Genomic DNA, 25,023 nt, shown 5'->3' with positions numbered 1-25,023 from the left:
AAGACCGGACTATATGACAAAATCGAGCAGGTAAAAATCTTCCTTACCAACCCCGCATTCGGGGCATTTCCAATCGTCGGGGATGTCTTCAAACTTTGTACCCGGAGCAAGTCCGTGTTCCGGATCGCCGAATTCTTCATCATAAATCCAGCCGCAAGGGCCGCACATATATTGCGCCATCTGTATTTCCTTGTGGTTTGCACCATGTCGTTATGGTTTTGATTCTATGATGCCGTCTGAAGCATACGGCCGCATCTATCCTGCCTGCGTGCGGTTTGCGCTTCAGACGGCATTTTCCGCCTGTTTATTTTGCGGCTTCGATTGCCGCTATCTCTTTGCGGAGGTGTTTGATTGCGGGGGTTACGATGGCAACGAACATTGCTTCGCGGACGCGCCGTTGTGCCGGACTGCGCATAAGGTAGCCTTTTGCGCCTGCATGCAGCGCGGCAGATTGCGAGGCTGCAAGGGCAAGTACGGCGGCGGCTTCGCGCAGCTTGAGGGTCGCCAATGTGTCCGGCGTGTTGTTCCATGCCAAGTCGGCGAGCCTTTCGGTTTCTACCCATGCGCCGTCCAACCTTGCTTTGAGGCTGTCATAACCGTCGTCGAGGTAACTGTTGACCTCGGCGTTGACGACATCGGCTATGCGGATGATGCTGAGGCTGCCGTCAATCACGCCCGCACCGATGCCGATTTGCAGCAAGATGAAACCTGCTTTGATGCTTTGGATATAGTCGGCAAACTGTTCGGGTGTGGCGATGATGTCTTCGTCGGGAATAAATACGTCTTTGAAATTCAGGCTGAAGGTGCGCGTACCTTCAAAGGCGCAAAATTCGGGGCAATTTTGCAGGCTTACGCCTTCCCATTGTCCGCCGGTAATAAACATGACGTAGCCGTCGCCGATCTGGGCGGTATTTGCCCAAATATGCTCTTCGCCGATATTAGACACCCACGGCAACGCACCGTTGACTGTGTAGCCGCCGTCCACGCGCTCGGCTTGAAGGTTGTGTTTTTCAATGCCGGCGAGGTGTTTGACGGTATTGGACATACCCGTACCCGCCAATACTTTGCCTTGCAGGATGTCGGCAAGGTATTTGTCTTTGACGGCTCGATTGGGTGCTTGATGCAGATACCACGCGCAAGCCGCCTGACACCACGCGCTGAACGAGGTGGCGCCGCATTCTTTGCTGATTTCGCGCAATACGGCGATTTGTGCGGCAAGCCCCAAGCCGTTGCCGCCTTCCTCCTGTGTGCCGACCGAGGCATAACCGCCGATAGTGCCGAGTTCACGCATAAATGCTTCGGGGTAGTATCCTTTGCGGTCGATGTCGTCAACAAGGGGTTTGAGCTTGGTTTTGACCAATTCGGCAACATTGGTAAGCAGGGTTTGGGTTTTCATGATTTTTCTCCTTTCGGCCGTACGGCAGCCTGTATTTTGTCGGGGGATGATGATGCTTTGAAAAAACCGCCTGCATTCAGGCGGTTTTTGTTTGCTTAGGCATAGGCCTGCAATTCAGGGTTGATTTCGGTTTGTCCGAGGTTGTTGACGTAGTTGCACAAAGTTGCCAAGGCCACGCCCATCACGACTTCGACTGCCTGCTGCTGGTTGTAGCCGGCATCAAAAAATGCTTTGAGTTCGTCGTCGGATACTGCGCCTTTTTTTGCCATTACAGCTTGGGTAAAGGCGGCAAGCGCACCGAGTTTGGCATCGTCAAACGCGCCTGCATCCAAATCGCGGGAGGCTTTGACGGACTGTTCGGACAGAAGTTTTTTCAAGGTAGCCAGCTTGGTGTGTCCTGCCACGCAGAAACCGCATTGATTGGTACGGGCAGCGATGATCTGGATGACTTCAACTTCGCCGGCAGTCAGGCTGTTGGCGGCGTTGAGCTTGCCTACCTCTTGGTAAAACGCCAAAGCTTCGGGCGCATTGGCCAACACGCCGATAAGGTTGGGGATAAAGCCGTTGTTTTGAAGTACGGCCTCTACGCGCGGTTTGGCGGCTTCGGGGGCGGTTTCGAGGGTGTGTACGGTTAAACGTGCCATGTTTCTTTCCTTGTTTGCAATATTATTGAAGGGATGGACGCATGGTACGCATTTCGGAATGAAATGGGAAAGACTGATTGGTTATGTGCTGCAAACGAAAAGTTATAAGAAATGCCGTCTGAACATTTTTCAGACGGCATGATGGAAAAGAAAACGCGCTTATCGGCCTTCGCGCCCGAAATATTGCGCCAATGCGGCTTGGGGATTGGCTGCCTCAACCATTTCGGGCAGTTCGGTGTAACCGCGCGTCAGAAGGTGTTGGGCATAAAGATTGTTGCCTCTCGCCCCAAACCATACGGAAACGGCCAAACCCAATACGTTAAACGCCGAGTCTGTGGCGGGAGTGTCGCCGTAAACCAGTTGGGCAAACACTGCCAACACAAACATCGCGCCCGTCAGTCCCAGCCCCAAACCCCACATTCTCTTGAAACACGCCCACAGCGTGCCGAACAAAAGACCCGGCCATGACCAGCCTTGTTTGACGGCTTCATACGGCAGGGCAGGATGTGTGTAGATTTTGTATTGTTTCATCTTATTCCTTAATGCTTCAAACTCGTCTCTCGGACAAAATCCCGGAGTACGGCTGCCGAAAGGGGCGCACCCGTGTGCCGGCATACGGCTTAAAAGCGATTGCCCGACGGGGAACTTCAAACCTGACAATGCCGTCTGAACGGTGTCTTGCCTTCAGACGGCATGGTTTGAGTCCGAGCCGGATGCGCTTATTCCGCCCAGTTTTTCTTCTTGCTGGTTTTGCCGATACCTGGGTTGAAGCTGTTGGTCGGGTCGAGTTTACGGTAGAACTGTTTGAGCGCAGGCTTGGCTTCGTATAAATGACCGACGTTATGTTCGGCGGGATATTGCGCGCCGCGTTGGTCTAAGAGATGCAGCATTTCGTGTTCCAATGCCATGCAGTCGTTGCCTTTTTTGATGATGTAGTCCTGATGGAACACATGACACATAAAATGTCCGTAATACAATTTATGGATGATTTTATTGTCGATTTCCGGCGGCAGTGTTTCAAACCAATCACGATCATCACGGCGCAGGGCGATGTCAAGCGCAACCAAGTCCTCCACTTCGTCGTCGTGTACGGAACGGTAGCGGATGGCGGCGGAGGCGACGGCGAAACGGTGCAGCATCGCGGCTTGGGTTTCTTCGGCGTTGCATTCGAAAAACGAGCCGCCGTGGTGGGCAAAATATTCTTTTAAGAACGCGCGCGCCTCATCCACGCCTTTTCCGCCCATTTTCAGAATCAGATGGTGTTCGTATTTGTCGCGGTAATCGCGCATGGATTTGGGCAGGTGGTCGGGCAGGTATTTGCTGACGAACTGCATGACTTTGTCGGAAAAATGTTTGGGCAGGAAGCTGACCTTTTTACCGAATCGGTCAACTTTAGCTTTGAAATCAAATAATTTTGGCAGTTGGTGCGTACCGAATTTCTTGATGACGTAAAACGTGTCTTTGCCGTACACGTCGGCAATGTCGAAAGCGTGGCGGTGGATGTATTCGCCGGAAACGGGCAGGCTTTCAAATTCGCCCAAGGCGGCGCGGCGGATGTCGGTCAGTTCGTTGATGTCATTCGTGCCGATGTAGAACACGGCGGTTTGTTTTTCTTGCGGGAAGGTGTCCAAACGGACGGCAAAAACCATCAGTTTGCCCGCGCAGCCCGAGGCTTCGTAATGGCGGGCAGGGTCGGCATTGAAACGCGCGGCGGTCGGTTCGTCCACTTGACGGACGTGTTCGCAATAGGCGTGGTCGTGTCCTTTGCCCGCGTCTTGTTTGATGTCTTTTTTCTGATAATGATGACCTTGCAGGTTGGTCAGGATTTCTTCGGGCGTGTCACCCAAGTCTATGCCCAAGTGGTTGACCAGTTCCAACCTACCTTCTTCGTTGATTTGGGCAAACAACGCCATTTCGGTGTAGGCCGGGCCGCGCTGTACCAACGCGCCGCCGGAGTTGTTGCACACGCCGCCCAAGACAGACGCACCGATACAGGATGAGCCGATGACCGAATGCGGTTCGCGCCCCAAAGGTTTCAGCAGCAATTCAAGCTGGTTCAGCGTAGAACCGGGCAGACAGACGACTTGTTCGTTGTTATTGATGGTTTGGATGATGTTCATCCGCATGGTGTTCACAATCACGATGTCGCGGTCGTAATCGTTGCCATCGGGGGTCGAACCGCCCGTCAAACCGGTATTCGCCGCCTGCGTAATCACAATCACGTCCTCTTCAACACAGGCCTGCAAAATTTTCCACATTTCCAGAATGGTTCCGGGGCGAACCACCGCCAACGCCCTGCCCTCGCCGAAACGGTAGCCTTGGCGGTATTGTTCGGTTTTCGCGGGGTCGGTAATAATGTATTTTTCGCCGGTGATTTGGGTCAGGCTTGACAGTAATTGTGATGCGCTCATGGCAGTTTCCTTAAAATTGTCGGCAGGTGCATATGCACATTGGAATTGTTTTCACATTGTAGTTATACGTTATGGCAAAGTAAAGAAAATGCCGTCTGAAAGGGCGTTATCGTATACGCTGCGGCGACATAAAGGAAAACGCCGGAATTTTCAGAATTCCGGCGTTTCAAATAGGGTGGCGAGCCAAACCTCCGGCACTGGCGTATCGGAGTGGGCTGCTGGCTTCCGCCCCTGACCCGTTGTTCCGACTGACCATGCGGAGAGACTCGCCTCAGAGAAACGGCATTATAACGGGTTTTGTGAAAAACTCAACCGTTTTGATACGGTCATACGCCGGAAACACTGTCTAAAACTTATATCCGATAATATTGTCAACAATTTTTCAAAGCGTCATTTTGTTTCTATAAGGGTATTTCCTGTTTCGGCATTGAAAAATATTAAGAATTAAACTACATTATTGCCTTTCAAAATTTGTCTGCAACCGACCGTTCGGACAACGCTCAAATAAAAACAACCAAACACGGACACGCCATGACCACGACTACCGCCCCGCAGCGTATTCGGGAAATTCCCTACAACTATACTTCCTACACCGACCGCGAAATCGTCATCCGCCTGTTGGGCGTCGAGGCGTGGCAGATTCTGCAAGACCTGCGCGGTCAACGCAAAACAGGACGTTCGGCGCGGATGTTGTTTGAAGTGTTGGGCGATATTTGGGTGGTCGTGCGCAATCCGTATCTGGTTGATGATTTGCTGGAGCATCCGAAACGCCGCGCCGCGCTGGTGCGGGAAATGCGCCACCGGTTGAACGAAATCCGCAAACGCCGCGACGACAATCCGCAAGTCGATGTATTGGTGGCAGCGGCGGAAAAGGCGGTCGAGCGTTTTGACGGCAGCTTTGACGAAACGCGCCAAAAGCGGCGGCAGATTTTGGAGCGTTTGAGCAAAATCACCAAGCCGCACAATATTATGTTTGACGGACTGGCGCGGGTAACGCACGTTACCGATGCGACTGACTGGCGCGTCGAGTATCCGTTTGTGGTCGTCAATCCCGACACTGAGGCAGAAATCGCGCCTTTGGTGCGCGCCTTAATCGAGCTGGATTTGGTCATTATTCCGCGCGGCGGTGGCACGGGTTATACCGGCGGCGCAGTGCCTTTGGATGCGAATAGCGCGGTCATCAATACGGAAAAGCTGGACAAACATCGCGGCGTCGAATTTGTCGAACTGGCGGGTTTGGACGGCAAACATCCGATTATCCATTGCGGCGCGGGCGTGGTCACGCGGCGGGTGGAAGAAACCGCGCATCAGGCGGGTTTGGTGTTCGCCGTCGATCCGACTTCCGCCGATGCGTCCTGCGTGGGCGGCAATGTGGCGATGAACGCGGGCGGCAAAAAAGCCGTGCTGTGGGGGACGGCGCTGGACAACCTTGCCTACTGGCAGATGGTCAACCCGCAGGGCGAATGGCTGTGCATCGAGCGCGTGCGCCACAATTTCGGCAAAATCCATGACGAAGAAACCGCCGTGTTCGACGTTCACACGCTGGATTCAGACGGCATTAATGTCGTTAAAACCAAACGCTTGGAAATCCCCGGCCACAAATTCCGCAAAGTCGGTTTGGGCAAAGACGTTACCGACAAATTCTTGAGCGGCCTGCCCGGCGTGCAAAAAGAAGGCACGGACGGCATCATCACCAGCGTCGCTTTCGTGTTGCACACCATGCCGAAGCACACGCGCACCGTATGTATGGAGTTTTTCGGCACGGTTGCCACCGCCACGCCTTCTATCGTTGAAATCCGCGATTTTCTGCTTGCCCACGACAGCGTGCGGCTGGCGGGTTTGGAACATTTAGACTGGCGTTACGTCCGCGCCGTCGGCTACGCCACCAAAGCGGCAGGTAAGGGGCGGCCGAAAATGGTCTTGCTGGCGGATGTCGTTTCAGACGACGAAGCCGCCGTAGAGGCAGCCGCCGAACACATCTGCGAACTTGCCCGTGCCCGCGACGGCGAAGGCTTTATCGCCGTGTCGCCCGAAGCGCGCAAAACCTTCTGGCTCGACCGCAGCCGCACCGCCGCCATTGCAAAACATACCAACGCCTTTAAAATCAACGAAGACGTGGTGATTCCGCTGGAACGGCTGGGCGAGTATTCGGACGGTATCGAGCGCATCAACATCGAGCTTTCCATCCAAAACAAACTCAAACTCTGCGCCGCATTGGAGCAATATCTTTCGGGCAAACTTCCCATCGACAAAATGGGCACGGACCTGCCGACCGCCGAACTTTTGGGCGAACGCGGCAAACACGCCCTTGCCCACGTTTCCGCCGTTAAAGAGCGTTGGGACTGGTTGCTCGCCCATCTCGATACGCCGCTTGCCGACTACAAAGCCCGCTACGGCGCAGCCGTCCATGCCACGCCCGAAGCCAAAGACGACGAGAGCTGTTTCACCGCATTCCGTGATTTCCGTCTGCGCGTTTCCATCAAAGACGACGTAATGAAACCGCTCGCCGAAATCTTCAGCGGCAAAACCGACACCAAAATCATCGAAGGCTTGGGCAAAATCCATGCCAAAACCGTGCGCGGGCGTGTCTTCGTCGCCTTGCACATGCACGCCGGCGACGGCAACGTTCATACCAATATTCCTGTTAACTCAGACGATGCCGAAATGCTTCAGACGGCCTATCGTTCGGTCGAACGCATTATGAAAATCGCCCGTTCGCTCGGCGGCGTAATTTCCGGCGAACACGGCATCGGCATTACCAAGCTCGAATTTTTGACCGATGAAGATTTGCAACCGTTTTGGAACTACAAAAACCAAGTCGATCCGAAACATACCTTCAATCGTCATAAACTGATGAAAGGCTCGGACCTGCGTAACGCCTATACGCCGTCCTTCGAGCTTTTGGGGGCAGAATCGCTGATTATGGAAAAATCAGACCTCGGCACCATCGCCGATTCTGTCAAAGACTGCCTGCGCTGCGGCAAATGTAAACCCGTCTGCTCTACTCACGTTCCGCGTGCCAACCTGCTGTACAGTCCCCGCAACAAAATTCTCGGCGTAGGCTTGTTGACCGAAGCCTTCTTATACGAAGAACAAACCCGCCGCGGCGTTTCCATCAAACACTTTGAAGAACTCATGGACATCGGCGACCACTGCACCGTGTGCCACCGTTGCGTTAAACCTTGCCCTGTCAACATCGACTTCGGCGACGTAACCGTAGCCATTCGCAACTACCTTGCCGATTCCGGTCATAAACGCTTTGCGCCTGCGGCTTCAATGGGTATGGCATTTCTGAACGCCACCGGTCCTAAAACCATCAAAGCCCTGCGCGCCGCCATGATACAAACCGGTTTCCCTGCGCAGAACTTCGCTTACAAAATTGGCAAACTGCTGCCCGTCGGCACCAAAAAACAAAAAGCCGAACCCAAAGCCACCGTCGGCACCGCTCCGGTCAAAGAACAAATCATCCACTTCATCAACCGTCCTTTGCCCAAAAGCGTGCCTGCCAAAACACCGCGTTCCATGCTCGGCATCGAAGACGACAAAAGCATCCCCATCATCCGCAACCCCGCCGCGCCCGAAGATGCCGAAGCCGTGTTCTACTTCCCAGGTTGCGGCTCTGAGCGTCTGTTCAGCCAAATCGGACTCGCCGTCCAAGCCATGCTCTGGCATGTCGGTGTACAAACCGTCCTGCCGCCGGGCTATATGTGTTGCGGCTATCCGCAGGACGCGGGCGGCAACAAGGCAAAAGCCGAACAAATGAGCACCAACAACCGCGTTGCCTTCCACCGCATGGCGAACACCCTCAACTACCTCGATATTAAAACCGTCGTCGTCAGTTGCGGCACCTGCTACGACCAGCTCGAAAAATACCGCTTCGAAGAAATCTTCCCCGGCTGCCGCATCATCGACATCCACGAATACCTGCTTGAAAAAGGCGTGAAACTAAACGGCGTGAAAGGTCAGCAATACCTCTATCACGACCCCTGCCACACGCCCATCAAAACCATGAACGCCACCCAAATGGCCAGCAGCCTCATGGGGCAGAAAGTCGTCTTAAGCGACCGCTGCTGCGGCGAATCCGGCATGTTTGCCGTCAAACGCCCCGACATCGCCACCCAAGTCAAATTCCGCAAGCAGGAAGAAATCGAGAAAAACCTCAAAGAGCTGCCGCAGGGCGAACCTGTGAAAATGCTCACCACCTGCCCAGCCTGCCTGCAAGGCTTGAGCCGCTACGCCGACGACAACAATATGCCTGCCGACTACATCGTTATCGAAATGGCGAAACACATCCTCGGCGAAAACTGGCTGGACGAGTTTGTGAAAAAAGCCAACAACGGTGGCGTAGAGAAAGTGTTGCTGTAACAACGGACATGGAAATGCCGTCTGAACGCCGAAAGCCTTCAGACGGCATTGTTTAAACCAAATACCTACCCAAATCATGATTGACGGACAAACAACCGAACCCAAACAAAAAAACCGAATCATTCTTGCCCCGATGCAAGGGTTGATAGATGATGTGATGCGCGACCTGCTGACACGGATAGGCGGCTACGACGAATGCGTCAGCGAATTTGTACGCATTACCCATACCGTGCATTCCCGCGCCACATGGTTAAAATATATCCCCGAAATCGCCAACGGAAACAAAACGTTTTCCGGCACGCCCTGCACCGTCCAGCTTTTGGGCAGCGATGCGGACAATATGGCGGAGAATGCGCTGGAAGCCGTCCGCTTCGGTGCGGACAAAATCGATTTGAACTTCGGCTGCCCCGCACCCACCGTCAACAGGCACAAAGGCGGCGCAATACTTTTAAAAGAGCCGCAACTGATATTCCATATCGTCAAAACGCTGCGCGAACGTTTGCCCGCACATATTCCGCTGACGGGGAAAATGCGGCTCGGCTATGAAGACAAAAGCCCTGCTTTGGAATGCGCCTGTGCGATTGCCGAAGGGGGCGCATGCGGACTGACCGTACACGCCCGTACCAAAGCCGAGGGTTACGAACCGCCGGCGCATTGGGAATGGATAAGGAAAATCCGAGACAGCGTCGATATCCCGGTTACCGCCAACGGCGATGTCTTCAGCCTACAGGACTATATCGGCATCAAAACAATCAGCGGCTGCAACAGCGTCATGCTGGGGCGAGGCGCGGTCATCTGCCCCGATTTGGCGCGCCAAATCAAGCAATATGAAAGCGGCCTGCCCGTTACGGATACCAATTTTGCCGAAATTTCCAAATGGATACGGCTCTTTTTCGATTTATGCCTGGCAAAAGAGGCAAACAACAAATACCCGATCGCTCGTCTTAAGCAATGGCTGGGCATGATGAAAAAAACGTTCGACCCGGCGCAGACGCTGTTTGACCGCGTCCGAACGGTTAAGGATGCGGATGAAGTCCGCCGAATCCTGAACGCATTTGAGCATGAGATGCATGTTTGACTGTCTCCCATGCTTCAAAGCAAATGCCGTCTGAAAATCTTTCAGACGGCATTTCATATCTTTATTGCTGCTTTTCTTCCGTATCCGGCGTATTTTTGTTTTTCAGCTTCGCACCCAAGCCCAAACGTCTTTCATAATCCGATTGGGGGGTATCGTCTTCCTGCATGCCGAATGCGCTGGCATTGACCCACAGCGACAGCAGCGAAACGATAAAGGCGAAAAAGCCGACTACATACCAAAACATTGCCCCTCCCGATTTGTTAAAATCATATCAAATACAGTACCGAATCTACCACAAGCCCATGGTCAAATAAATCTTCTACCCGCATTATTTCATTCATTTACTTTGGAAATAAAAAAGGACACCTGAAAATTTTGCAAAACTTTTCAGATGCCCCGATTTAACGGATTCGAATCAACCGCCGCACGCACCGCAGCAGCCGCCCTCGCTGTGTCCGCCTTTTTTATCGTCGCCGGCAACGGGCAATTCGACTTCTTCGTTTGGTTTTTCTGCATCTTCAGGCAAGTCGTTGACTTTGATTTTAGCAGTTTCGCTCATTTCGCCACCTCGTGGAAAACAGTTTAAAAGATTCGGAAATATAGCATGTTTAACCTAAGCATGAAAAGGGGGAGGCGCATGGAAAATGCCGTCTGAAACCGAAGGTCGGCCTTCAGACGGCATTTTACCGCCGAATCAAATATACCGGACTTCGATAATGTCGTATTCGCGTACGCCGCCCGGAGCCTGAACTTCCGCCGTATCCCCTTCTTCCTTGCCGATTAGGGCGCGTGCAATCGGAGAGCCGACATAGATTTTGCCCTGTTTGATATCCGCTTCGTCTTCGCCGACAATTTGATAGGTAACGTGTTCTTCCGTTTCCAAATCTTCCAACGTAACCGTCGTACCGAACACGATTTTTCCTTCGGCATGGATTTCGGTCGGATTAATAATATGGGCAACGGAAAGTTTGTGTTCCAACTCGGAAATGCGGCCCTCGATAAAACCTTGGCGTTCTTTGGCGGCTTCGTATTCGGCGTTTTCGGACAAATCACCGTGCGATCTGGCTTCGGCAATCGCTTCGATCACTTCGGGGCGCGCCACGCTTTTAAGCTGCTGCAATTCCTGTTTCAGCAATTCCGCACCGCGTACGGTCAGGGGGATTTTTTGCATAAGATCGTATTCTCCATGTTCCGGCACACCGGTTTGCGGCAGGAAGCATCCCGCGTACCGTCTTGCTTTGTGTGTTCGGATATTAAAATAAAAACACAAGCCGCCCGGAAAATCGGCGGCTTGTCTGTCGTTGAACAGCGGCTATTCTACCAAATTCTATGAAATTGGCAATCGTACCGTACCGTCCACAAACGCCATCTGCCCGCAACAAAAGCCGAAAATATGCCGGCAAAAAAATTTTAGAAACAAAAAATTCACAAATAATAAATTTTCGGCACAAAAAACCAAGTTTCCCGGTTTTCTGCTTAAAAATGCCGGTATCCCGGTTTTTCAGACGGCATCCGTATTCAGTATAATGGCTGCTTTCCTATTTCCGTTTTACGTTTTACGTTTTGCTATGACCGAATCCCTCCGCCTCCCTGCCGCCTCGCTCAAACCATCTACCGTCGCCCTGCCCGGATCCAAAAGCATCAGCAACCGCACCCTGCTGCTCGCCACACTGTCCGACAATGCTTGCGAAATCCATTCCCTGCTCAAATCCGACGATACCGGCCGTATGTTGGAAGCACTCGATAAACTCGGCGTTGAAATCGAATATCTTGCCGAAGGCCGTCTGAAAGTACACGGCACGGGCGGGCGTTTCCCCAATCGGACTGCCGATTTGTTTTTAGGCAACGCGGGCACGGCGTTCCGTCCGCTGACCGCCGCGCTGGCTGTTTTGGGCGGCGATTATCATCTGCACGGCGTGCCTCGTATGCATGAACGCCCCATCGGCGATTTGGTCGATGCGTTGCGGATTGCCGGCGCCGATGTCGAATATCTCGGCAACGAACACTATCCGCCGCTTCATATCGGCAAACGTCAAGACCGCGGCGAGCGCGTGATTCCGATTAAAGGCAATGTGTCCAGCCAGTTTCTGACCGCCCTCTTAATGGCGCTGCCGCTGACCGGACAGGCATTTGAAATCCGTATGGTCGGCGAGTTGATTTCCAAGCCCTATATCGACATTACTTTAAAACTGATGGCGCAATTCGGCGTACAGGTTGCCAATGAAGACTACCGCGTCTTCAAAATCCCCGCAGATGCCCGTTACCACGCGCCCGAACACTTACATGTCGAAGGCGATGCCTCCAGCGCGTCCTATTTCCTCGCAGCGGGTTTGATTGCCGCCACGCCCGTCCGCGTTACCGGCATCGGCGCAAACAGCATACAGGGCGATGTCGCCTTTGCCCGCGAGCTGGAAAAAATCGGGGCGGACGTAGTTTGGGGTGAAAACTTCGTCGAAGTCTCGCGCCCGAAAGAACGTGCCGTCCAAGCCTTTGATTTGGATGCAAACCATATCCCCGATGCCGCCATGACCCTCGCCATCGTCGCGCTTGCCAGCGGACAAACCTGTACGCTGCGCAATATCGGTTCATGGCGCGTCAAAGAGACCGACCGCATCGCCGCGATGGCCAACGAGTTGCGCAAACTCGGTGCAAAAGTCGTCGAAGAAGCCGAAGCAATTCACATCACCCCGCCTGAAACGCTGACACCCGACGCCGTCATCGACACTTACGACGACCACCGCATGGCGATGTGTTTCTCGCTGGTTTCCCTGTTGGGCGTACCCGTCGTCATCAACGACCCGAAATGCACCCATAAAACCTTCCCGACTTATTTTGAAGTGTTCTCATCGCTGACCGAAACAGCGGAATAAGATGGAAAAATGCCGTCTGAAACCCGAAACAGGGCTTCAGACGGCATTTGTATATTCGCAGACGGCGGGTTTTAAACCTGTTCCAATTCCATATTCAAAACAGCCTGTTCCTGTTTGGCTCGGAAATCTGCCAGTTTTTGCGCCAGTTCGGGATTTTCATTGGCCAGCATGGAAACAGCAAACAATGCCGCATTGGCCGCGCCTGCCTCGCCGATGGCGAATGTAGCGACGGGTACGCCTTTGGGCATTTGTACAATCGATAAAAGCGAATCTTCGCCGCGCAGGTATTTGCTGGGGACGGGTACGCCCAAAACGGGGACGGTGGTCTTAGCGGCAACCATGCCGGGCAGGTGCGCTGCGCCGCCCGCACCCGCGATAATCGCTTTGATGCCGCGCTCCCGTGCGGTTTCAGCGTATTGGAACATTAAATCCGGAGTGCGGTGTGCGGAAACGACGCGCGCCTCATATTCTACGCCGAACTCTTCAAGAAACTGCGCTGCCTGCCGCATAACTGGCCAATCGCTGTTGCTGCCCATGATGATGCCGATTTGTATCATAAATCCTCCTTGGTGCGGATGGGGTAAAAAGCGGAAAAATGGAAAAACTATCGTTTGCGTATGGCTGAGGCGGCGCGTTTTGCCGCCAGGCTGCCCGGGTAAGCCTGTATCAGTCCGCGCCATGTCGCCCTTGCAATGTCTTTCTGCTGCAACCTGTATTGGCATTCGCCGATTTTGAATATTGCTTCCGGTGCGGTAGGAGTGCCTTTGAAACGGTTGGCGTAACGCCGCCCGATTTCGATGACGGATTCGCAGTTACCCATACGCGCCCTGCTTTGCAGTAACAGGTACATACTGCGTTGCGCGATGCTGCCGCCGTCTCCGCCGTCTGCCCCCTTCAACAAGGCGGCTGCGGCAGAAAACCTGCCGTTCTGATAGTGTTTGAGCGCCTGATTATAGAGGCTTTGCGCAGTCGGGCCGGCATATGCGGACACCTTGCCGCCTTCTGTATCAAGATAATGCTCTTTCAACTTGCGGTCATCGAGTTTTTGGACGTATGTCCTGCCGGAAGGGTGTGTTTTCGCATGCTCCAGTGCTTTGACTTTCCCGTTTAACGTTTCCACTTCGTTCGACAGCCGGACAATTTTGCCTTCCAGATAATCCAAACGGTCTTGCAATGTCGGAACGGGATAGGGAATACCGTCCGAACTGCCTGCCTCTGCCTGCGGTTCGGGTCGCACATCCTGAATATTGCGGGAAACAGGGGAAGAACAGGCGGCGGATACGGACAGCCAAATGATAAAAAGCGGTAATTTGATCTTCATTATTTTTTCAGAAGCAGGGTCAAACCGTCGCCGACGGGCAGGGTGATGGGGACAATCCGCGTATCGTTCGGCAGGTTTTGATTGAAATCTTTGAGAATGCCGACGCTGGGCGGTGCATCGGAAGCCTCCTCGCGCATCACCCTTCCGTTCAACAAAATATTGTCGATGGCAATGATGCCGCCTTGCCGGACGAGTTTGAGGCAACGCTCGAAATATTGCGGCGTGGGCGGTTTGTCTGCGTCTATCAGTGCAAAATCGTAGCTTCCGGCTTCACCCTGTGTAATCAAATCATCCAATGTCAGCAATGCAGGTTGCAGATGCAGGCTGATTTTATGTGCCACACCAGCCTCGTTCCAAACCTGACGCGCCGTATCGGTAAAGGTTACATTGATGTCGCAGGCGGTAATCCGCCCATGTTCGGGCAGTGCCAATGCAAGCGCGGTGCTGCTGTATCCGGTAAATACGCCGATTTCCAGATATTTTTCCGCGCGAATCAGCTTTGCCAGCCAAACCAAAACCGCCGCCTGTTCGCGCGCAATCGCCATTTTGCCCATACGGTGATGCCCGGTCTTCTCACGCAGCCGCGTCAAAACGGGATGTTCGGGTTCGCCGATGGCGTTCAAATAGTTTTGCAGGTCCGGTGCGACATTGGACAGATTGGTCGTCATTTCGGCGGGTTCAGTCTTGGTAATAGGTATAAGGTTTTTTCGCTACTTTTGCCGCCTCGAAGTTTTCCTGTTCTTCGGAACTAAGTTCGACATCCCACAAAAGCCCCCTGTTTTCCAAACGCTGCTGTTCCAACTCAGGTTTTTCTTCAATCAAGCGGTTGAGGAATTGTGTGGCATCGGATTGGTAGTGATACATCTTTGTTCTCCAATTTTACGGAATATGGCGTGATTATACTGGTATTTTTCAAACGGGATAAATGGCTTTTATCAAGAATACAGGCAGAAAGGTAAGGGGTTTTATTATAGAATGAAGCGTTTTTTGAAACGGAAGCCCATGCCATGTCCCGAATTGCCGCCCTGCCCGACCATCTTGTCAACCAAATCGCTGCCGGCGAAGTAGTCGAACGCCCTGCCAACGCTTTAAAAGAAATCGTTGAAAACAGTATCGATGCAGGCGCAACGGCGATTGATGTCGAGCTGGCCGGCGGCGGCATCCGCCTGATTCGCGTCAGCGACAACGGCAGCGGTATCCATCCGGACGACATCGAGCTTGCACTTCATCGCCACGCCACCAGCAAAATCAAAACCTTAAACGATTTAGAACACGTTGCCAGCATGGGCTTTCGCGGCGAAGGTTTGGCAAGCATCGCCTCCGTCAGCCGCCTGACCCTGACCAGCCGTCAAGAAGACAGCACGCACGCAACCCAAGTCAAAGCCGAAGACGGCAAACTCAGCAGCCCTACAGCAGCCGCCCACCCCATCGGCACCACCATCGAAGCCGCCGAACTCTTCTTCAATACCCCCGCGCGCCGCAAGTTCCTCAAATCTGAAAACACCGAATACGCCCACTGCGCCACCATGCTCGAACGCCTTGCGCTGGCGCATCCGCACATTGCCTTCTCACTCAAACGCGACGGCAAGCAAGTATTCAAACTTCCTGCACAAAGCCTGCATGAACGGATTGCCGCCATTGTCGGCGATGATTTTCAGACGGCCTCATTGGAAATTGACAGCGGCAATGGCTCGCTGCGGCTCTATGGCGCGATTGCCAAACCGACTTTCGCCAAAGGCAAAACCGACAAACAATACTGCTTCGTCAACCATCGTTTTGTCCGCGACAAAGTCATGCTCCATGCCGTCAAGCAGGCATACCGCGACGTATTGCACAACGCACTGACGCCTGCTTTCGTCCTCTTCCTCGACCTGCCGCCCGAAGCCGTGGATGTCAACGTCCACCCGACCAAAACCGAAATCCGCTTCCGTGACAGCCAGCAGGTGCATCAACTTGTGTTCCACACGCTCAACAAAGCCCTTGCCGATACGCGTGCCGACTTGACCGAAAGCGTCAGCAACGCAGGCGAAGTGCTGCATGACATTACCGGCGTTACGTCTGCCCCAATGCCGTCTGAAAACGACGGCGAAAATCTGTTTGATAGCGCATCCAACTACCCGACAGGCAACAAACCCGATACACGCAATGCCTTTGGCTCATCAGGCAAAACCGCGCCCATGCCTTACCAAGCCGCGCGTGCGCCGCAACAACACAGCCTGTCCCTGCGCGAAAGCCGCGCGGCCATGAATACTTACGCCGAGCTTTACAAAAAAACCGACGACATCGACCTTGAATTGAGCCAATTCGAGCAGGCACGTTTCGGCAATATGCCGTCTGAAATGCCTATTCCCAAAACAGATACGCCGCTTTCAGACGGCATCCCATCCCAATCCGAACTGCCGCCGCTCGGTTTTGCCATTGCCCAATTACTAGGCATCTACATCCTTGCCCAAGCTGAAGACAGCCTGCTGCTCATCGACATGCACGCCGCCGCCGAACGCGTCAACTACGAGAAAATGAAACGCCAACGTCAGGAAAACGGCAAGCTGCAAAGCCAACGCCTGCTTATTCCCGTAACCTTTGCCGCGTCCCACGAAGAATGCGCCGCCCTCTCCGACCATGCTGATGCACTGGCAGGCTTCGGCTTGGAATTGTCCGACATGGGCGGCAATACCCTTGCCGTCCGTGCAGTTCCCGCTATGCTCGGCAAAGCCGACGTTGTTTCACTGGCCAAAGATGTATTGGGCGAACTTGCCCAAGTCGGCAGCAGCCAAACCATCGAGGAACACGAAAACCACATCCTCGCCACCATGTCCTGCCACGGCTCCGTCCGTGCCGGCCGTCGGCTTACCCTACCGGAAATGAATGCGCTCCTGCGCGATATGGAAAACACGCCTCGCAGCAACCAGTGCAATCACGGCCGTCCGACTTGGGTCAAACTGACTTTAAAAGAATTGGATGCCTTGTTTTTACGCGGACAGTGAACCCCTTCGTGAGCCGGTTCGAAAAATGCTAGAATACGCGCCCGGATACGTCCCGAACGGACAAAACGCTTAATCAAAGAGAAAAATATGGCTTATCAAGTTCTTGCACGAAAATGGCGTCCGAAAACCTTTGCCGACTTAGTCGGTCAGGAACACGTCGTCAAAGCCTTGCGCAACGCGCTGGACGAAGGCAGGCTGCACCACGCCTACCTGCTGACCGGTACGCGCGGCGTGGGCAAAACCACCATCGCCCGCATCCTTGCCAAAAGCCTCAACTGCGAAAACGCGCAACACGGCGAACCTTGCGGCGTATGCGAAAGCTGTACGCAGATCGATGCCGGGCGCTACGTCGACCTGCTGGAAATCGACGCCGCCTCCAACACAGGCATCGACAACATCCGCGAAGTATTGGAAAACGCCCAATATGCACCGACTGCCGGCAAATACAAAGTCTATATCATCGACGAAGTGCATATGCTTTCCAAAAGCGCGTTCAACGCCATGCTCAAAACGCTGGAAGAGCCGCCTGAACACGTCAAATTCATCCTTGCCACGACCGATCCGCATAAAGTCCCCGTTACCGTCTTGAGCCGCTGCCTGCAATTTGTCTTGCGCAACATGACTTCGCAGCAGGTTGCCGACCACCTTGCCTACGTCCTCGACAGCGAAAAAATTGCCTACGAACCCGCCGCCCTGCAACTTTTGGGACGTGCCGCCGCAGGCTCGATGCGCGACGCCCTGAGCCTGCTCGACCAAGCCATCGCCATGGGTTCGGGCAGCGTTGCCGAACAAGACGTCCGCCAAATGATCGGTGCGGTCGATAAACAATACCTGTACGAACTGCTGACAGGCATCATCAACCAAGACGGCGAAGCCCTGCTGGTAAAAGCGCAGGAAATGGCTGCGTGTGCCGTCGGCTTTGACAATGCCTTGGGCGAACTGGCCATGCTGCTGCAACACCTCGCCTTGATACAGGCGGTTCCCTCCGCTTTGGCGAACGACGACCCTGATCGCGGTGTGCTGTTGCCGCTGAGCCAGACACTCAGCGGCGAACAAATCCAGCTTTATTATCAATGCGCCATCCGCGGCAAACAGGATTTGAGCCTTGCGCCCGACGAATACGCGGGCTTCGTCATGACCCTGCTGCGTATGCTGGCGTTTACACCGTTAGCGGCAGCTTCATGCGATGCAAATGCCGTGATTGAAAATACAGAATTAAAATCTCCGTCGGCACAAGCCGCCGAAAAGGAGACGGCCGCAAAAAAGCCGCTTCCCTCTAAGGCAGAAACCGTCCAAACATCCGTTCAGACGGCATCCACGCCTGCAATGCCGTCTGAAAACAAGGTTGCCGAATCGGCTTCCGCTCAGGAAAACAACGATATTCCGCCTTGGGAAAATGCGCCGAACGATGCAGAAACCGTATCGGACGTGCCCGTGCAAGAGTTAGCGGAAAGCATTCAAACAAACTCTGAAACAACAGAGGCAAACCGCCCTTCCGCAAACAAAGCAGAAACATCGGCTGAAAATCAAGTTTCCAAGAACGAAGCAGCCGACAACGAAACCGGAGCTTCCTTGTCCGAAGTGCTGTCTGAAAACTCCATTCAGACAACACCGAATGATGAAGCCGTTGAAACGGAAGCATTTGCGCACGAAGCCCCAGCAGAACCTTTCTACGATTACGGCTTTCCGGATGATGGCTACCCCGTAGAAGACGGCGCAGAAATGCCTCCACCGCCGGATTGGGAATACGCCGTCCCTGCCGATGCGGAAGAAGAAGAGGCGGAAGAAGAAAACAACGACGACGAAGGCAGCAACGACGAAGACGGTACGCAATTCGCCCCGCCTCCTGAGTTTTCCACCGAAAACTGGGCAGCAATCGTCCGGCATTTCGCCCGCAAACTCGGCGCAGCGCAAATGCTGGCGCAACACGCCGCATGGACACAATACGATGCAGGCAGCCATCTGATGATGCTTTCGCTGACCGACGAAGCCCGCGCCACGACCAACAAAGAGCGGCTCGACAAAATCAGAACCACGCTTGCCGAAGCCTACGGGCTGCCGTTGAAGTTGCAAACCGAGTCCTGGCGCGACGACGCAGGCTGGGAAACTCCGGACATGCGCCGCCGGCGCATCCAACTTGAAGGTAGGCGGCAGGCACAGGATTTGCTCGAAGCCGACGAAACCGCACGTCGGCTTTTGCAGGTTTTTGAAGCCGTATGGGAACCTGAATCTCTGGAATTGGCTGCAAACCGACCGTAAACAGATATAATGCCGCCTGAACACTTTCAGACGGCATTGCCGTTTCCCTCATTCATTCAAACACAAACAGGAGTATTCAGTATGTTCGGAAAAGCCGGATTGGGCGGCCTGATGAAACAGGCGCAGCAAATGCAGGAAAACATGAAAAAAGCGCAAGCGAAACTTGCCGAAACCGAAGTAGAAGGTGAAGCAGGCAACGGCTTGGTTAAAGTCGTGATGACCTGTTCCCATGTCGTCCGCAAAATCGACATCAGCCCCGAGCTGATTCAGGAAGCCGCAGACGACAAAGAAATGCTCGAAGACCTTGTCCTTGCCGCGTTCAATGCCGCCTCCGACAAAGCTGAAGAAACCACCGGCAAAACCATGGGCGCTTTCACCCAAGGGCTGCCTGCAGGCATGGGCGACTTCTTCCGCTGATCCGACTGACGCTGCAAAAATATAAATGCCGTCTGAAACCTTGTTCAGACGGCATTTTCCGTTTGACAGAGAATACGCGTGCGGATACTGTTGGTATATTAAACAAAATTTTCCTTTAAGCACCATGCTTTCCAGATTACAACAAAACCTTACACCCAAACAGGCGACCGCCGTCGGGCTGCTTGCCATCGCCTTTTGGAGTTCGGTCATCGGACTCATCCGCACCGTCAGCCTGCATATGGGCGCGGTCGGCGGTGCAGCGATGATGTACAGCATGGCTGCCGTATTGATTTTTATTATTTTCGGCAGGCCGAATCTGAGCCGCCTCAGCAAGAGCTACCTGTTTTGGGCAAGCCTTTTCTTCGTCGGATGCGAACTGTGCCTGTCACTGTCCGTCGGTTACGCCCGAAACGCGCGCCAAACCGTCGAAGTCGGCATGGTCAACTACCTATGGCCGACCTTTACCATTATCGGCGCCGTCCTGTTCAACAGGCAGCCTGCGAAATGGTGGATTGCCTTAGGCTTTATCCTGTCTTTCGCAGGTATCGCCATCGTATTGGGTGGAGAAGGTGGATTTTCCGTTTCCGGAATGATAGCCAACATACGCACCAATCCGACAAGCTACATCATGGCGCTTTCGGACGCGCTGTTTTGGGCGGCATACTGCACACTGACCGCACGCGTCAAAGCACAGGGCAACGCCGTCGGCTTCTTTTTCCTGCTCGTTTCATGCATCTTGTGGGCAAAATACTTTTCAGACGACACAGGCAGCCTGAATTTCGATACCGCATCGCTGCTCTACACAACCGCCGCCGCATCCTGTCTGGGTTTGGGTTATGCCGTTTGGAACATCGGCATTTCGCGCGGCAACATGACCGTTCTTGCCGGCGCATCCTATTTCATCCCAATTTTTTCTGCCTGCATTTCATCCTTCCTACTGCAAACGCCCCTTCCCGTCGAGTTTTGGCAGGGCGCGGCAATGGTCTGCCTCGGTTCATCCGTCTGCTGGCTGGCAACGCGCACTGTCGAACGGAAACGATATTAATCGGGATTCCATATCAAACAATGCCGATACCCCCCGCATATTCAAACACCATCCGGCCTGAAAACCAATACCGACCGAATCCGGACAAAATAAACCAAGCCGGCAGGCGGCACAAAAAAACGGTACTACGCAACAGAAGTACCGTTTATCGGGATTTCAAATTTTATTCTTCGGGACGCTCGCCGTCGGTTTCGTCCAATTTTCCTTCGGTGATGTGCATTTCCACGCCGTTCAATGCACGGATTTTCGCATCGATTTCATCGGCAACCTCAGGATTTTCCTTCAACCAAACACGGACGTTGTCTTTGCCCTGACCGATTTTCGCACCGTTATAGCTGTACCAGGCTCCGGACTTGTTGATGATGTCGTTCTTCACGCCTATATCAATCAACTCGCCTTCCCAACTTACGCCTTCGCCGTACAAAATGTCGAATTCTGCCTGACGGAACGGGGGGGCAACTTTATTTTTGATAACTTTGACGCGGGTTTCGTTACCGATAACTTCCTCGCCTTTTTTAATCTGACCCGTACGGCGGATATCGAGGCGGACGGAAGAATAGAATTTGAGCGCGTTGCCGCCGGTGGTGGTTTCGGGGCTACCGAACATCACGCCGATCTTCATGCGGATTTGGTTGATGAATACGACCAGGGTATTGGTTTTTTTGATGTGTCCGGTCAGCTTGCGCAAAGCCTGACTCATCAGCCGCGCATGAAGTCCGACATGGCTGTCGCCCATGTCACCTTCGATTTCGGCTTTGGGGACGAGGGCGGCGACAGAGTCGACGACCACCATATCCACACCGCCGGAGCGTACAAGCGTATCGCAAATTTCCAAAGCCTGTTCGCCGGTATCGGGCTGGGAAAGGTAGAGCTCTTCTACTTTAACGCCGAGCTTGCGCGCGTAAACGGGATCGAAGGCATGTTCCGCATCAATAAAGGCACACACGCCGCCGTCTTTTTGACACTGTGCGACCGCCTCAAGGCAGAGGGTGGTTTTACCGGACGACTCCGGACCGAAGATTTCGACGATACGGCCGCGCGGCAGGCCGCCGACACCGAGTGCCAGGTCCAAACCCAATGAACCGGTGGAAATGACTTCGAGATTTTCTTCCTGCTGGCTGCCGTCCATTTTCATGATGGAGCCTTTGCCAAAACTTTTTTCGATTTGCGCCAAGGCGGCGGCAAGGGCTTTGCTTTTGTCGTCTGACATGGGGGTTCCTCCGGAACAAATGCGGTATGTAATATGCGGCACAGCACGGGCTGCGGCGCGGAATATGAATCGGTCGGTCATTATCGCATGTTTGCCTTTCGGGGGCTACCATCCGCTTCAGACCGAATGCCGTCTGAAACATTGCCCCTCCTTTGCTATAATGGCGCCCTTACTTTTCCCGCCAGCCGCCTGAACCGCCATGCACACCAGCCTTACCGTCAAAAATACCGTTATCGGAAGCGGACGCACCAAAATCGCCGTACCCCTGGTTGCCCGCACTGCTGCCGAACTTGCAGCCGTACTGCCACAAATCAAAAACCTACCCTTCGACATCGTCGAGTTCCGCGCCGACTTTTTGGAATGCGCGGGCAGCATCGGCGAAGTATTGCGCCACGCGCAGACCGTCCGCGACGCGCTGCCCGACAAACCGCTGCTGTTTACGTTCAGACGGCATAGCGAAGGCGGCTCGTTCCCGTGTTCGGACGATTATTATTTTGAACTGCTCGACGCGCTGATCGAAAGCCGCCTGCCCGACATTATCGATATCGAGCTGTTTTCCGGCGAAACCGCCGTCCGGCGCGCCGTGGCAAATGCTCAAAAAAACGGCATCGCCGCCCTGCTCTGCAATCATGAGTTTCACCGCACACCGCCGCAAGAAGAAATCGTATGCCGTCTGAAACAGATGGAGGACTGCGGCGCGGACATCTGCAAAATTGCGGTGATGCCGCAAAGCGCGGAAGATGTGCTGACTTTGCTTTCTGCCACGCTCAAAGCGAAACAGCTTGTCGCCAAACCGATTATTACGATGTCAATGGGTCAAAAGGGGGCGGTCAGCCGGCTTGCCGGACAGGTGTTCGGCTCAAGCATCACGTTCGGTTCGGGAACGCAAAACTCCGCGCCGGGGCAAATCGGCGTATCCGCCCTCCGTGCGGCACTCGACTGCCTCGAAAGCGGCGCAGACTGATTTCAGACGGCATCAAAACATGATGAAACTCAATCCCCAACAGCTCGAAGCCGTCCGCTACCTCGGCGGCCCCCTGCTCGTCCTTGCCGGCGCGGGCAGCGGCAAAACCGGCGTGATTACTCGAAAAATCAAGCATTTGATTGTATCATCACGTTACCAACCCCATGAAATTGCAGCTATTACTTTTACTAATAAAGCCGCAAAAGAAATGAGGGAACGTATCAGTTTAATGCTATCAAAAGGTCAAGCTAAACGAATAATAATCTGCACTTTCCATTCTTTGGGCATGAAGATTCTGCGCGAAGAGGCGAACCATATCGGTTACAAAAAAAACTTCTCCATTTTCGACTCTACCGACAGCGCCAAAATCATCGGCGAACTCTTAGGCGGTACGGGCAAAGAAGCCATATTCAAAGCGCAACATCAAATTTCCCTTTGGAAAAACGATTTAAAAACGCCTGAAGATGTCGTTCAGACGGCCTCTAATGCGTGGGAACAACAAACCGCGCGTGTGTATGCGAGCTATCAGGAAACCTTACAAAGCTATCAGGCAGTGGACTTCGACGACTTAATCCGCCTGCCTGCCGTGCTGTTGCAGCAAAACAGCGAAGTGCGCAACAAATGGCAGCGGCGGCTGCGTTATCTGCTGGTTGACGAATGCCAAGATACGAATACCTGCCAATTTGCGCTGATGAAACTCTTGACCGGTGCGGAAGGGATGTTTACCGCCGTCGGCGACGACGACCAGTCAATCTACGCATGGCGCGGTGCAAACATGGAAAACCTGCGCAAAATGCAGGAAAACTATCCGCAGATGAAGGTCATCAAACTGGAGCAAAACTACCGCTCCACCGCGCGGATTCTCAAAATCGCCAACAAAGTCATCGAAAACAACCCCAAGCTGTTTACCAAAAAACTTTGGTCGCAATTGGGCGAAGGCGAGCCGGTTAAAGTCGTTGCCTGCCAAAACGAGCAGCACGAAGCCGACTGGGTCGTCAGCCAAATCGTCAAACAAAAACTCATTGGCGGCGACAAAACCCAATATGCCGATTTCGCCGTGTTATACCGCGGAAAGCATCAGGCGAGGATTTTCGAAGAAGCATTGCGCGGCGCGCGCATCCCCTACCGGCTCTCCGGCGGACAAAGCTTTTTCGACAAAGCCGAAATCAAAGACGTGTTGTCTTATGTGCGGCTGCTTGCCAACCCCAACGACGATCCCGCCTTTCTGCGTGCCGTTACCACGCCCAAACGCGGCATCGGCGATGTAACGCTGGGCAAGCTCAACACTTACGCGCACGAACACGAATGCAGCCTGTATGAAGCCGCGCAAACCGAAGAAGCCCTTGCCACGCTGAACAATACCAACCGCCAACACCTGCAAGCCTTTATGGATATGTTCGGCAGTTACCGCGCCAAAGCCGAAACAGGCGAAGCGGGCGAGTTCATCAACAGCCTGCTCGAAGAAATCGACTATGAAAACCATTTGATGCAAAACGAAGAAGGCAAAGCAGGCGAAATCAAATGGCGCAACGTCGGCGATTTGGTATCATGGTTTGCACGAAAAGGCGGGGAAGACGGCAAAAACGTCATCGAACTCGCCCAAACCGTCGCCTTGATGACGCTTTTGGAAGGAAAAGACGAAGAAGAAACCGATGCCGTCTCACTATCCACGCTACACGCCGCCAAAGGTTTGGAGTATCCGTATGTTTTCCTTATCGGTTGCGAAGAAGGTGTTTTGCCGCACAACGACAGCATCGAAGAAGGCAACGTCGAAGAAGAACGCCGCCTGATGTACGTCGGCATCACCCGCGCCAAACGCCAACTCACACTGACCCACTGCGTCAAACGCAAAAAACAAGGCACATGGCAGTTCCCCGAACCCAGCCGCTTCATAGACGAAATGCCGCAGGAAGATTTGAAAATCCTGGGGCGCAAAGGCGGAGAGCCGATTGTCAGCAAGGAAGAAGGCAGACGCAACCTTGCCGATATAATCGGAAGGCTCGACAGCATGAAAAAAGGCAATCCGTCGGATTAAACCAAGATAGGGAAACGAAGCCGG

General features: G+C 53.7%; 22 protein-coding genes and 1 other RNA gene. 9 read left to right on the top strand and 14 right to left on the bottom strand.

Going from position 1 to position 25,023, the window contains the following annotated elements; translation table 11 throughout:
• Positions 1 to 9: 9 nt before the first annotated feature.
• From BBW69_RS02260 to ffs, 6 genes are all read right to left on the bottom strand, one after another.
• Positions 10 to 180 (bottom strand): rubredoxin, encoded by a 171-nt coding sequence (locus BBW69_RS02260; protein ID WP_003674535.1) that lies wholly within the window; start codon positions 178 to 180, stop codon positions 10 to 12.
• Between the two features lie 124 nt (positions 181 to 304).
• On the bottom strand, positions 305 to 1,396 hold the full coding sequence (locus BBW69_RS02255) for an acyl-CoA dehydrogenase family protein (RefSeq protein WP_188210258.1): 1,092 nt from the start codon (positions 1,394 to 1,396) through the stop codon (positions 305 to 307).
• Between the two features lie 95 nt (positions 1,397 to 1,491).
• Positions 1,492 to 2,040 (bottom strand): carboxymuconolactone decarboxylase family protein, encoded by a 549-nt coding sequence (locus tag BBW69_RS02250; protein ID WP_003674530.1) that lies wholly within the window; start codon positions 2,038 to 2,040, stop codon positions 1,492 to 1,494.
• Between the two features lie 159 nt (positions 2,041 to 2,199).
• Entirely contained in the window at positions 2,200 to 2,571 is a 372-nt protein-coding gene (locus BBW69_RS02245) for a DUF2628 domain-containing protein (protein ID WP_188210257.1), read from the bottom strand.
• A 188-nt stretch (positions 2,572 to 2,759) separates the two neighbouring features.
• A complete protein-coding gene (gene dld, locus BBW69_RS02240; RefSeq protein WP_188210256.1) occupies positions 2,760 to 4,451 on the bottom strand; it encodes a D-lactate dehydrogenase in 1,692 nt (563 codons plus the stop codon).
• Positions 4,452 to 4,625: 174 nt separating this feature from the next.
• Positions 4,626 to 4,722, bottom strand: an RNA gene (gene ffs, locus BBW69_RS02235) — signal recognition particle sRNA small type.
• 260 nt (positions 4,723 to 4,982) lie between these two features.
• Between ffs and BBW69_RS02230 the strand changes: the two genes are divergently transcribed.
• On the top strand, positions 4,983 to 8,816 hold the full coding sequence (locus BBW69_RS02230; RefSeq protein ID WP_188210255.1) for an FAD/FMN-binding oxidoreductase: 3,834 nt from the start codon (positions 4,983 to 4,985) through the stop codon (positions 8,814 to 8,816).
• 76 nt (positions 8,817 to 8,892) lie between these two features.
• Positions 8,893 to 9,894, top strand: coding sequence for a tRNA-dihydrouridine synthase (locus BBW69_RS02225; RefSeq protein WP_188210254.1), 1,002 nt, complete (start codon positions 8,893 to 8,895; stop codon positions 9,892 to 9,894).
• A gap of 61 nt (positions 9,895 to 9,955) precedes the next feature.
• Here the strand turns inward: BBW69_RS02225 and BBW69_RS02220 are convergent, their stop codons facing one another.
• From BBW69_RS02220 to greA, 3 genes are all read right to left on the bottom strand, one after another.
• Positions 9,956 to 10,138, bottom strand: a complete 183-nt coding sequence (locus BBW69_RS02220; protein ID WP_003674521.1) for a hypothetical protein — start codon at positions 10,136 to 10,138, stop codon at positions 9,956 to 9,958.
• 171 nt (positions 10,139 to 10,309) lie between these two features.
• A complete protein-coding gene (locus tag BBW69_RS02215; protein ID WP_107859152.1) occupies positions 10,310 to 10,453 on the bottom strand; it encodes a hypothetical protein in 144 nt (47 codons plus the stop codon).
• Between the two features lie 135 nt (positions 10,454 to 10,588).
• Entirely contained in the window at positions 10,589 to 11,065 is a 477-nt protein-coding gene (gene greA / locus BBW69_RS02210) for a transcription elongation factor GreA (RefSeq protein ID WP_002216944.1), read from the bottom strand.
• Between the two features lie 397 nt (positions 11,066 to 11,462).
• Between greA and aroA the strand changes: the two genes are divergently transcribed.
• Complete coding sequence (aroA, locus tag BBW69_RS02205; protein WP_188210253.1) at positions 11,463 to 12,764, top strand: 3-phosphoshikimate 1-carboxyvinyltransferase; 1,302 nt, start codon at positions 11,463 to 11,465, stop codon at positions 12,762 to 12,764.
• Positions 12,765 to 12,835: 71 nt separating this feature from the next.
• On the opposite strand, the gene purE is transcribed toward aroA, so the two are convergent.
• The 4 genes from purE to BBW69_RS02185 are packed head-to-tail and all read right to left on the bottom strand — an operon-like array spanning position 12,836 to position 14,949.
• Positions 12,836 to 13,321 (bottom strand): 5-(carboxyamino)imidazole ribonucleotide mutase, encoded by a 486-nt coding sequence (gene purE, locus BBW69_RS02200; protein ID WP_188210252.1) that lies wholly within the window; start codon positions 13,319 to 13,321, stop codon positions 12,836 to 12,838.
• Positions 13,322 to 13,368: 47 nt separating this feature from the next.
• A complete protein-coding gene (locus BBW69_RS02195) occupies positions 13,369 to 14,085 on the bottom strand; it encodes a tol-pal system YbgF family protein (RefSeq protein ID WP_188210251.1) in 717 nt (238 codons plus the stop codon).
• The gene (locus BBW69_RS02190; protein ID WP_188210250.1) at positions 14,085 to 14,753 is read right to left on the bottom strand and encodes a class I SAM-dependent methyltransferase; all 669 of its coding nucleotides are present in this window, start codon (positions 14,751 to 14,753) and stop codon (positions 14,085 to 14,087) included. The genes BBW69_RS02195 and BBW69_RS02190 overlap by 1 nt, the downstream gene beginning before the upstream one ends.
• Positions 14,754 to 14,763: 10 nt before the next feature.
• Positions 14,764 to 14,949 (bottom strand): DUF3460 family protein, encoded by a 186-nt coding sequence (locus tag BBW69_RS02185; RefSeq protein ID WP_003674504.1) that lies wholly within the window; start codon positions 14,947 to 14,949, stop codon positions 14,764 to 14,766.
• A gap of 143 nt (positions 14,950 to 15,092) precedes the next feature.
• On the opposite strand from BBW69_RS02185, the gene mutL reads away from it, so the two are divergent.
• The 4 genes from mutL to yddG all read left to right on the top strand — a co-directional run bounded on the left by mutL (position 15,093) and on the right by yddG (position 20,790).
• Positions 15,093 to 17,069, top strand: a complete 1,977-nt coding sequence (gene mutL, locus BBW69_RS02180) for a DNA mismatch repair endonuclease MutL (RefSeq protein ID WP_188210249.1) — start codon at positions 15,093 to 15,095, stop codon at positions 17,067 to 17,069.
• Positions 17,070 to 17,156: 87 nt separating this feature from the next.
• Positions 17,157 to 19,328, top strand: coding sequence for a DNA polymerase III subunit gamma/tau (dnaX, locus tag BBW69_RS02175; protein ID WP_188210248.1), 2,172 nt, complete (start codon positions 17,157 to 17,159; stop codon positions 19,326 to 19,328).
• Positions 19,329 to 19,409: 81 nt separating this feature from the next.
• On the top strand, positions 19,410 to 19,745 hold the full coding sequence (locus BBW69_RS02170; protein WP_107859161.1) for a YbaB/EbfC family nucleoid-associated protein: 336 nt from the start codon (positions 19,410 to 19,412) through the stop codon (positions 19,743 to 19,745).
• Between the two features lie 124 nt (positions 19,746 to 19,869).
• On the top strand, positions 19,870 to 20,790 hold the full coding sequence (yddG, locus tag BBW69_RS02165) for an aromatic amino acid DMT transporter YddG (protein WP_188210308.1): 921 nt from the start codon (positions 19,870 to 19,872) through the stop codon (positions 20,788 to 20,790).
• A 163-nt stretch (positions 20,791 to 20,953) separates the two neighbouring features.
• On the opposite strand, the gene recA is transcribed toward yddG, so the two are convergent.
• On the bottom strand, positions 20,954 to 22,000 hold the full coding sequence (recA, locus tag BBW69_RS02160) for a recombinase RecA (RefSeq protein WP_107960220.1): 1,047 nt from the start codon (positions 21,998 to 22,000) through the stop codon (positions 20,954 to 20,956).
• Positions 22,001 to 22,199: 199 nt separating this feature from the next.
• On the opposite strand from recA, the gene aroD reads away from it, so the two are divergent.
• Together aroD and rep are read left to right on the top strand one after the other, a co-directional pair.
• A complete protein-coding gene (aroD, locus tag BBW69_RS02155) occupies positions 22,200 to 22,964 on the top strand; it encodes a type I 3-dehydroquinate dehydratase (protein WP_188210247.1) in 765 nt (254 codons plus the stop codon).
• Positions 22,965 to 22,983: 19 nt separating this feature from the next.
• Positions 22,984 to 24,999, top strand: coding sequence for a DNA helicase Rep (rep, locus tag BBW69_RS02150; protein WP_188210246.1), 2,016 nt, complete (start codon positions 22,984 to 22,986; stop codon positions 24,997 to 24,999).
• Positions 25,000 to 25,023 lie beyond the last annotated feature (24 nt).

This window comes from Neisseria sp. RH3002v2f (assembly GCF_014596375.1).
Classification (GTDB): domain Bacteria; phylum Pseudomonadota; class Gammaproteobacteria; order Burkholderiales; family Neisseriaceae; genus Neisseria; species Neisseria cinerea.
The sequence above is the reverse complement of the archived record's forward strand: the minus strand, read 5'-3'. Positions and strand labels throughout refer to the sequence as shown.

What these genes read in the sequence shown, in the direction of transcription:
- BBW69_RS02260 (WP_003674535.1), bottom strand. Translation starts at nt 180, where the DNA reads ATGGCGCAATATATGTGCGGCCCTTGCGGCTGGATTTATGATGAAGAA.
- BBW69_RS02255 (WP_188210258.1), bottom strand. Translation starts at nt 1,396, where the DNA reads ATGAAAACCCAAACCCTGCTTACCAATGTTGCCGAATTGGTCAAAACC.
- BBW69_RS02250 (WP_003674530.1), bottom strand. Translation starts at nt 2,040, where the DNA reads ATGGCACGTTTAACCGTACACACCCTCGAAACCGCCCCCGAAGCCGCC.
- BBW69_RS02245 (WP_188210257.1), bottom strand. Translation starts at nt 2,571, where the DNA reads ATGAAACAATACAAAATCTACACACATCCTGCCCTGCCGTATGAAGCC.
- dld (WP_188210256.1), bottom strand. Translation starts at nt 4,451, where the DNA reads ATGAGCGCATCACAATTACTGTCAAGCCTGACCCAAATCACCGGCGAA.
- BBW69_RS02230 (WP_188210255.1), top strand. Translation starts at nt 4,983, where the DNA reads ATGACCACGACTACCGCCCCGCAGCGTATTCGGGAAATTCCCTACAAC.
- BBW69_RS02225 (WP_188210254.1), top strand. Translation starts at nt 8,893, where the DNA reads ATGATTGACGGACAAACAACCGAACCCAAACAAAAAAACCGAATCATT.
- BBW69_RS02220 (WP_003674521.1), bottom strand. Translation starts at nt 10,138, where the DNA reads ATGTTTTGGTATGTAGTCGGCTTTTTCGCCTTTATCGTTTCGCTGCTG.
- BBW69_RS02215 (WP_107859152.1), bottom strand. Translation starts at nt 10,453, where the DNA reads ATGAGCGAAACTGCTAAAATCAAAGTCAACGACTTGCCTGAAGATGCA.
- greA (WP_002216944.1), bottom strand. Translation starts at nt 11,065, where the DNA reads ATGCAAAAAATCCCCCTGACCGTACGCGGTGCGGAATTGCTGAAACAG.
- aroA (WP_188210253.1), top strand. Translation starts at nt 11,463, where the DNA reads ATGACCGAATCCCTCCGCCTCCCTGCCGCCTCGCTCAAACCATCTACC.
- purE (WP_188210252.1), bottom strand. Translation starts at nt 13,321, where the DNA reads ATGATACAAATCGGCATCATCATGGGCAGCAACAGCGATTGGCCAGTT.
- BBW69_RS02195 (WP_188210251.1), bottom strand. Translation starts at nt 14,085, where the DNA reads ATGAAGATCAAATTACCGCTTTTTATCATTTGGCTGTCCGTATCCGCC.
- BBW69_RS02190 (WP_188210250.1), bottom strand. Translation starts at nt 14,753, where the DNA reads ATGACGACCAATCTGTCCAATGTCGCACCGGACCTGCAAAACTATTTG.
- BBW69_RS02185 (WP_003674504.1), bottom strand. Translation starts at nt 14,949, where the DNA reads ATGTATCACTACCAATCCGATGCCACACAATTCCTCAACCGCTTGATT.
- mutL (WP_188210249.1), top strand. Translation starts at nt 15,093, where the DNA reads ATGTCCCGAATTGCCGCCCTGCCCGACCATCTTGTCAACCAAATCGCT.
- dnaX (WP_188210248.1), top strand. Translation starts at nt 17,157, where the DNA reads ATGGCTTATCAAGTTCTTGCACGAAAATGGCGTCCGAAAACCTTTGCC.
- BBW69_RS02170 (WP_107859161.1), top strand. Translation starts at nt 19,410, where the DNA reads ATGTTCGGAAAAGCCGGATTGGGCGGCCTGATGAAACAGGCGCAGCAA.
- yddG (WP_188210308.1), top strand. Translation starts at nt 19,870, where the DNA reads ATGCTTTCCAGATTACAACAAAACCTTACACCCAAACAGGCGACCGCC.
- recA (WP_107960220.1), bottom strand. Translation starts at nt 22,000, where the DNA reads ATGTCAGACGACAAAAGCAAAGCCCTTGCCGCCGCCTTGGCGCAAATC.
- aroD (WP_188210247.1), top strand. Translation starts at nt 22,200, where the DNA reads ATGCACACCAGCCTTACCGTCAAAAATACCGTTATCGGAAGCGGACGC.
- rep (WP_188210246.1), top strand. Translation starts at nt 22,984, where the DNA reads ATGATGAAACTCAATCCCCAACAGCTCGAAGCCGTCCGCTACCTCGGC.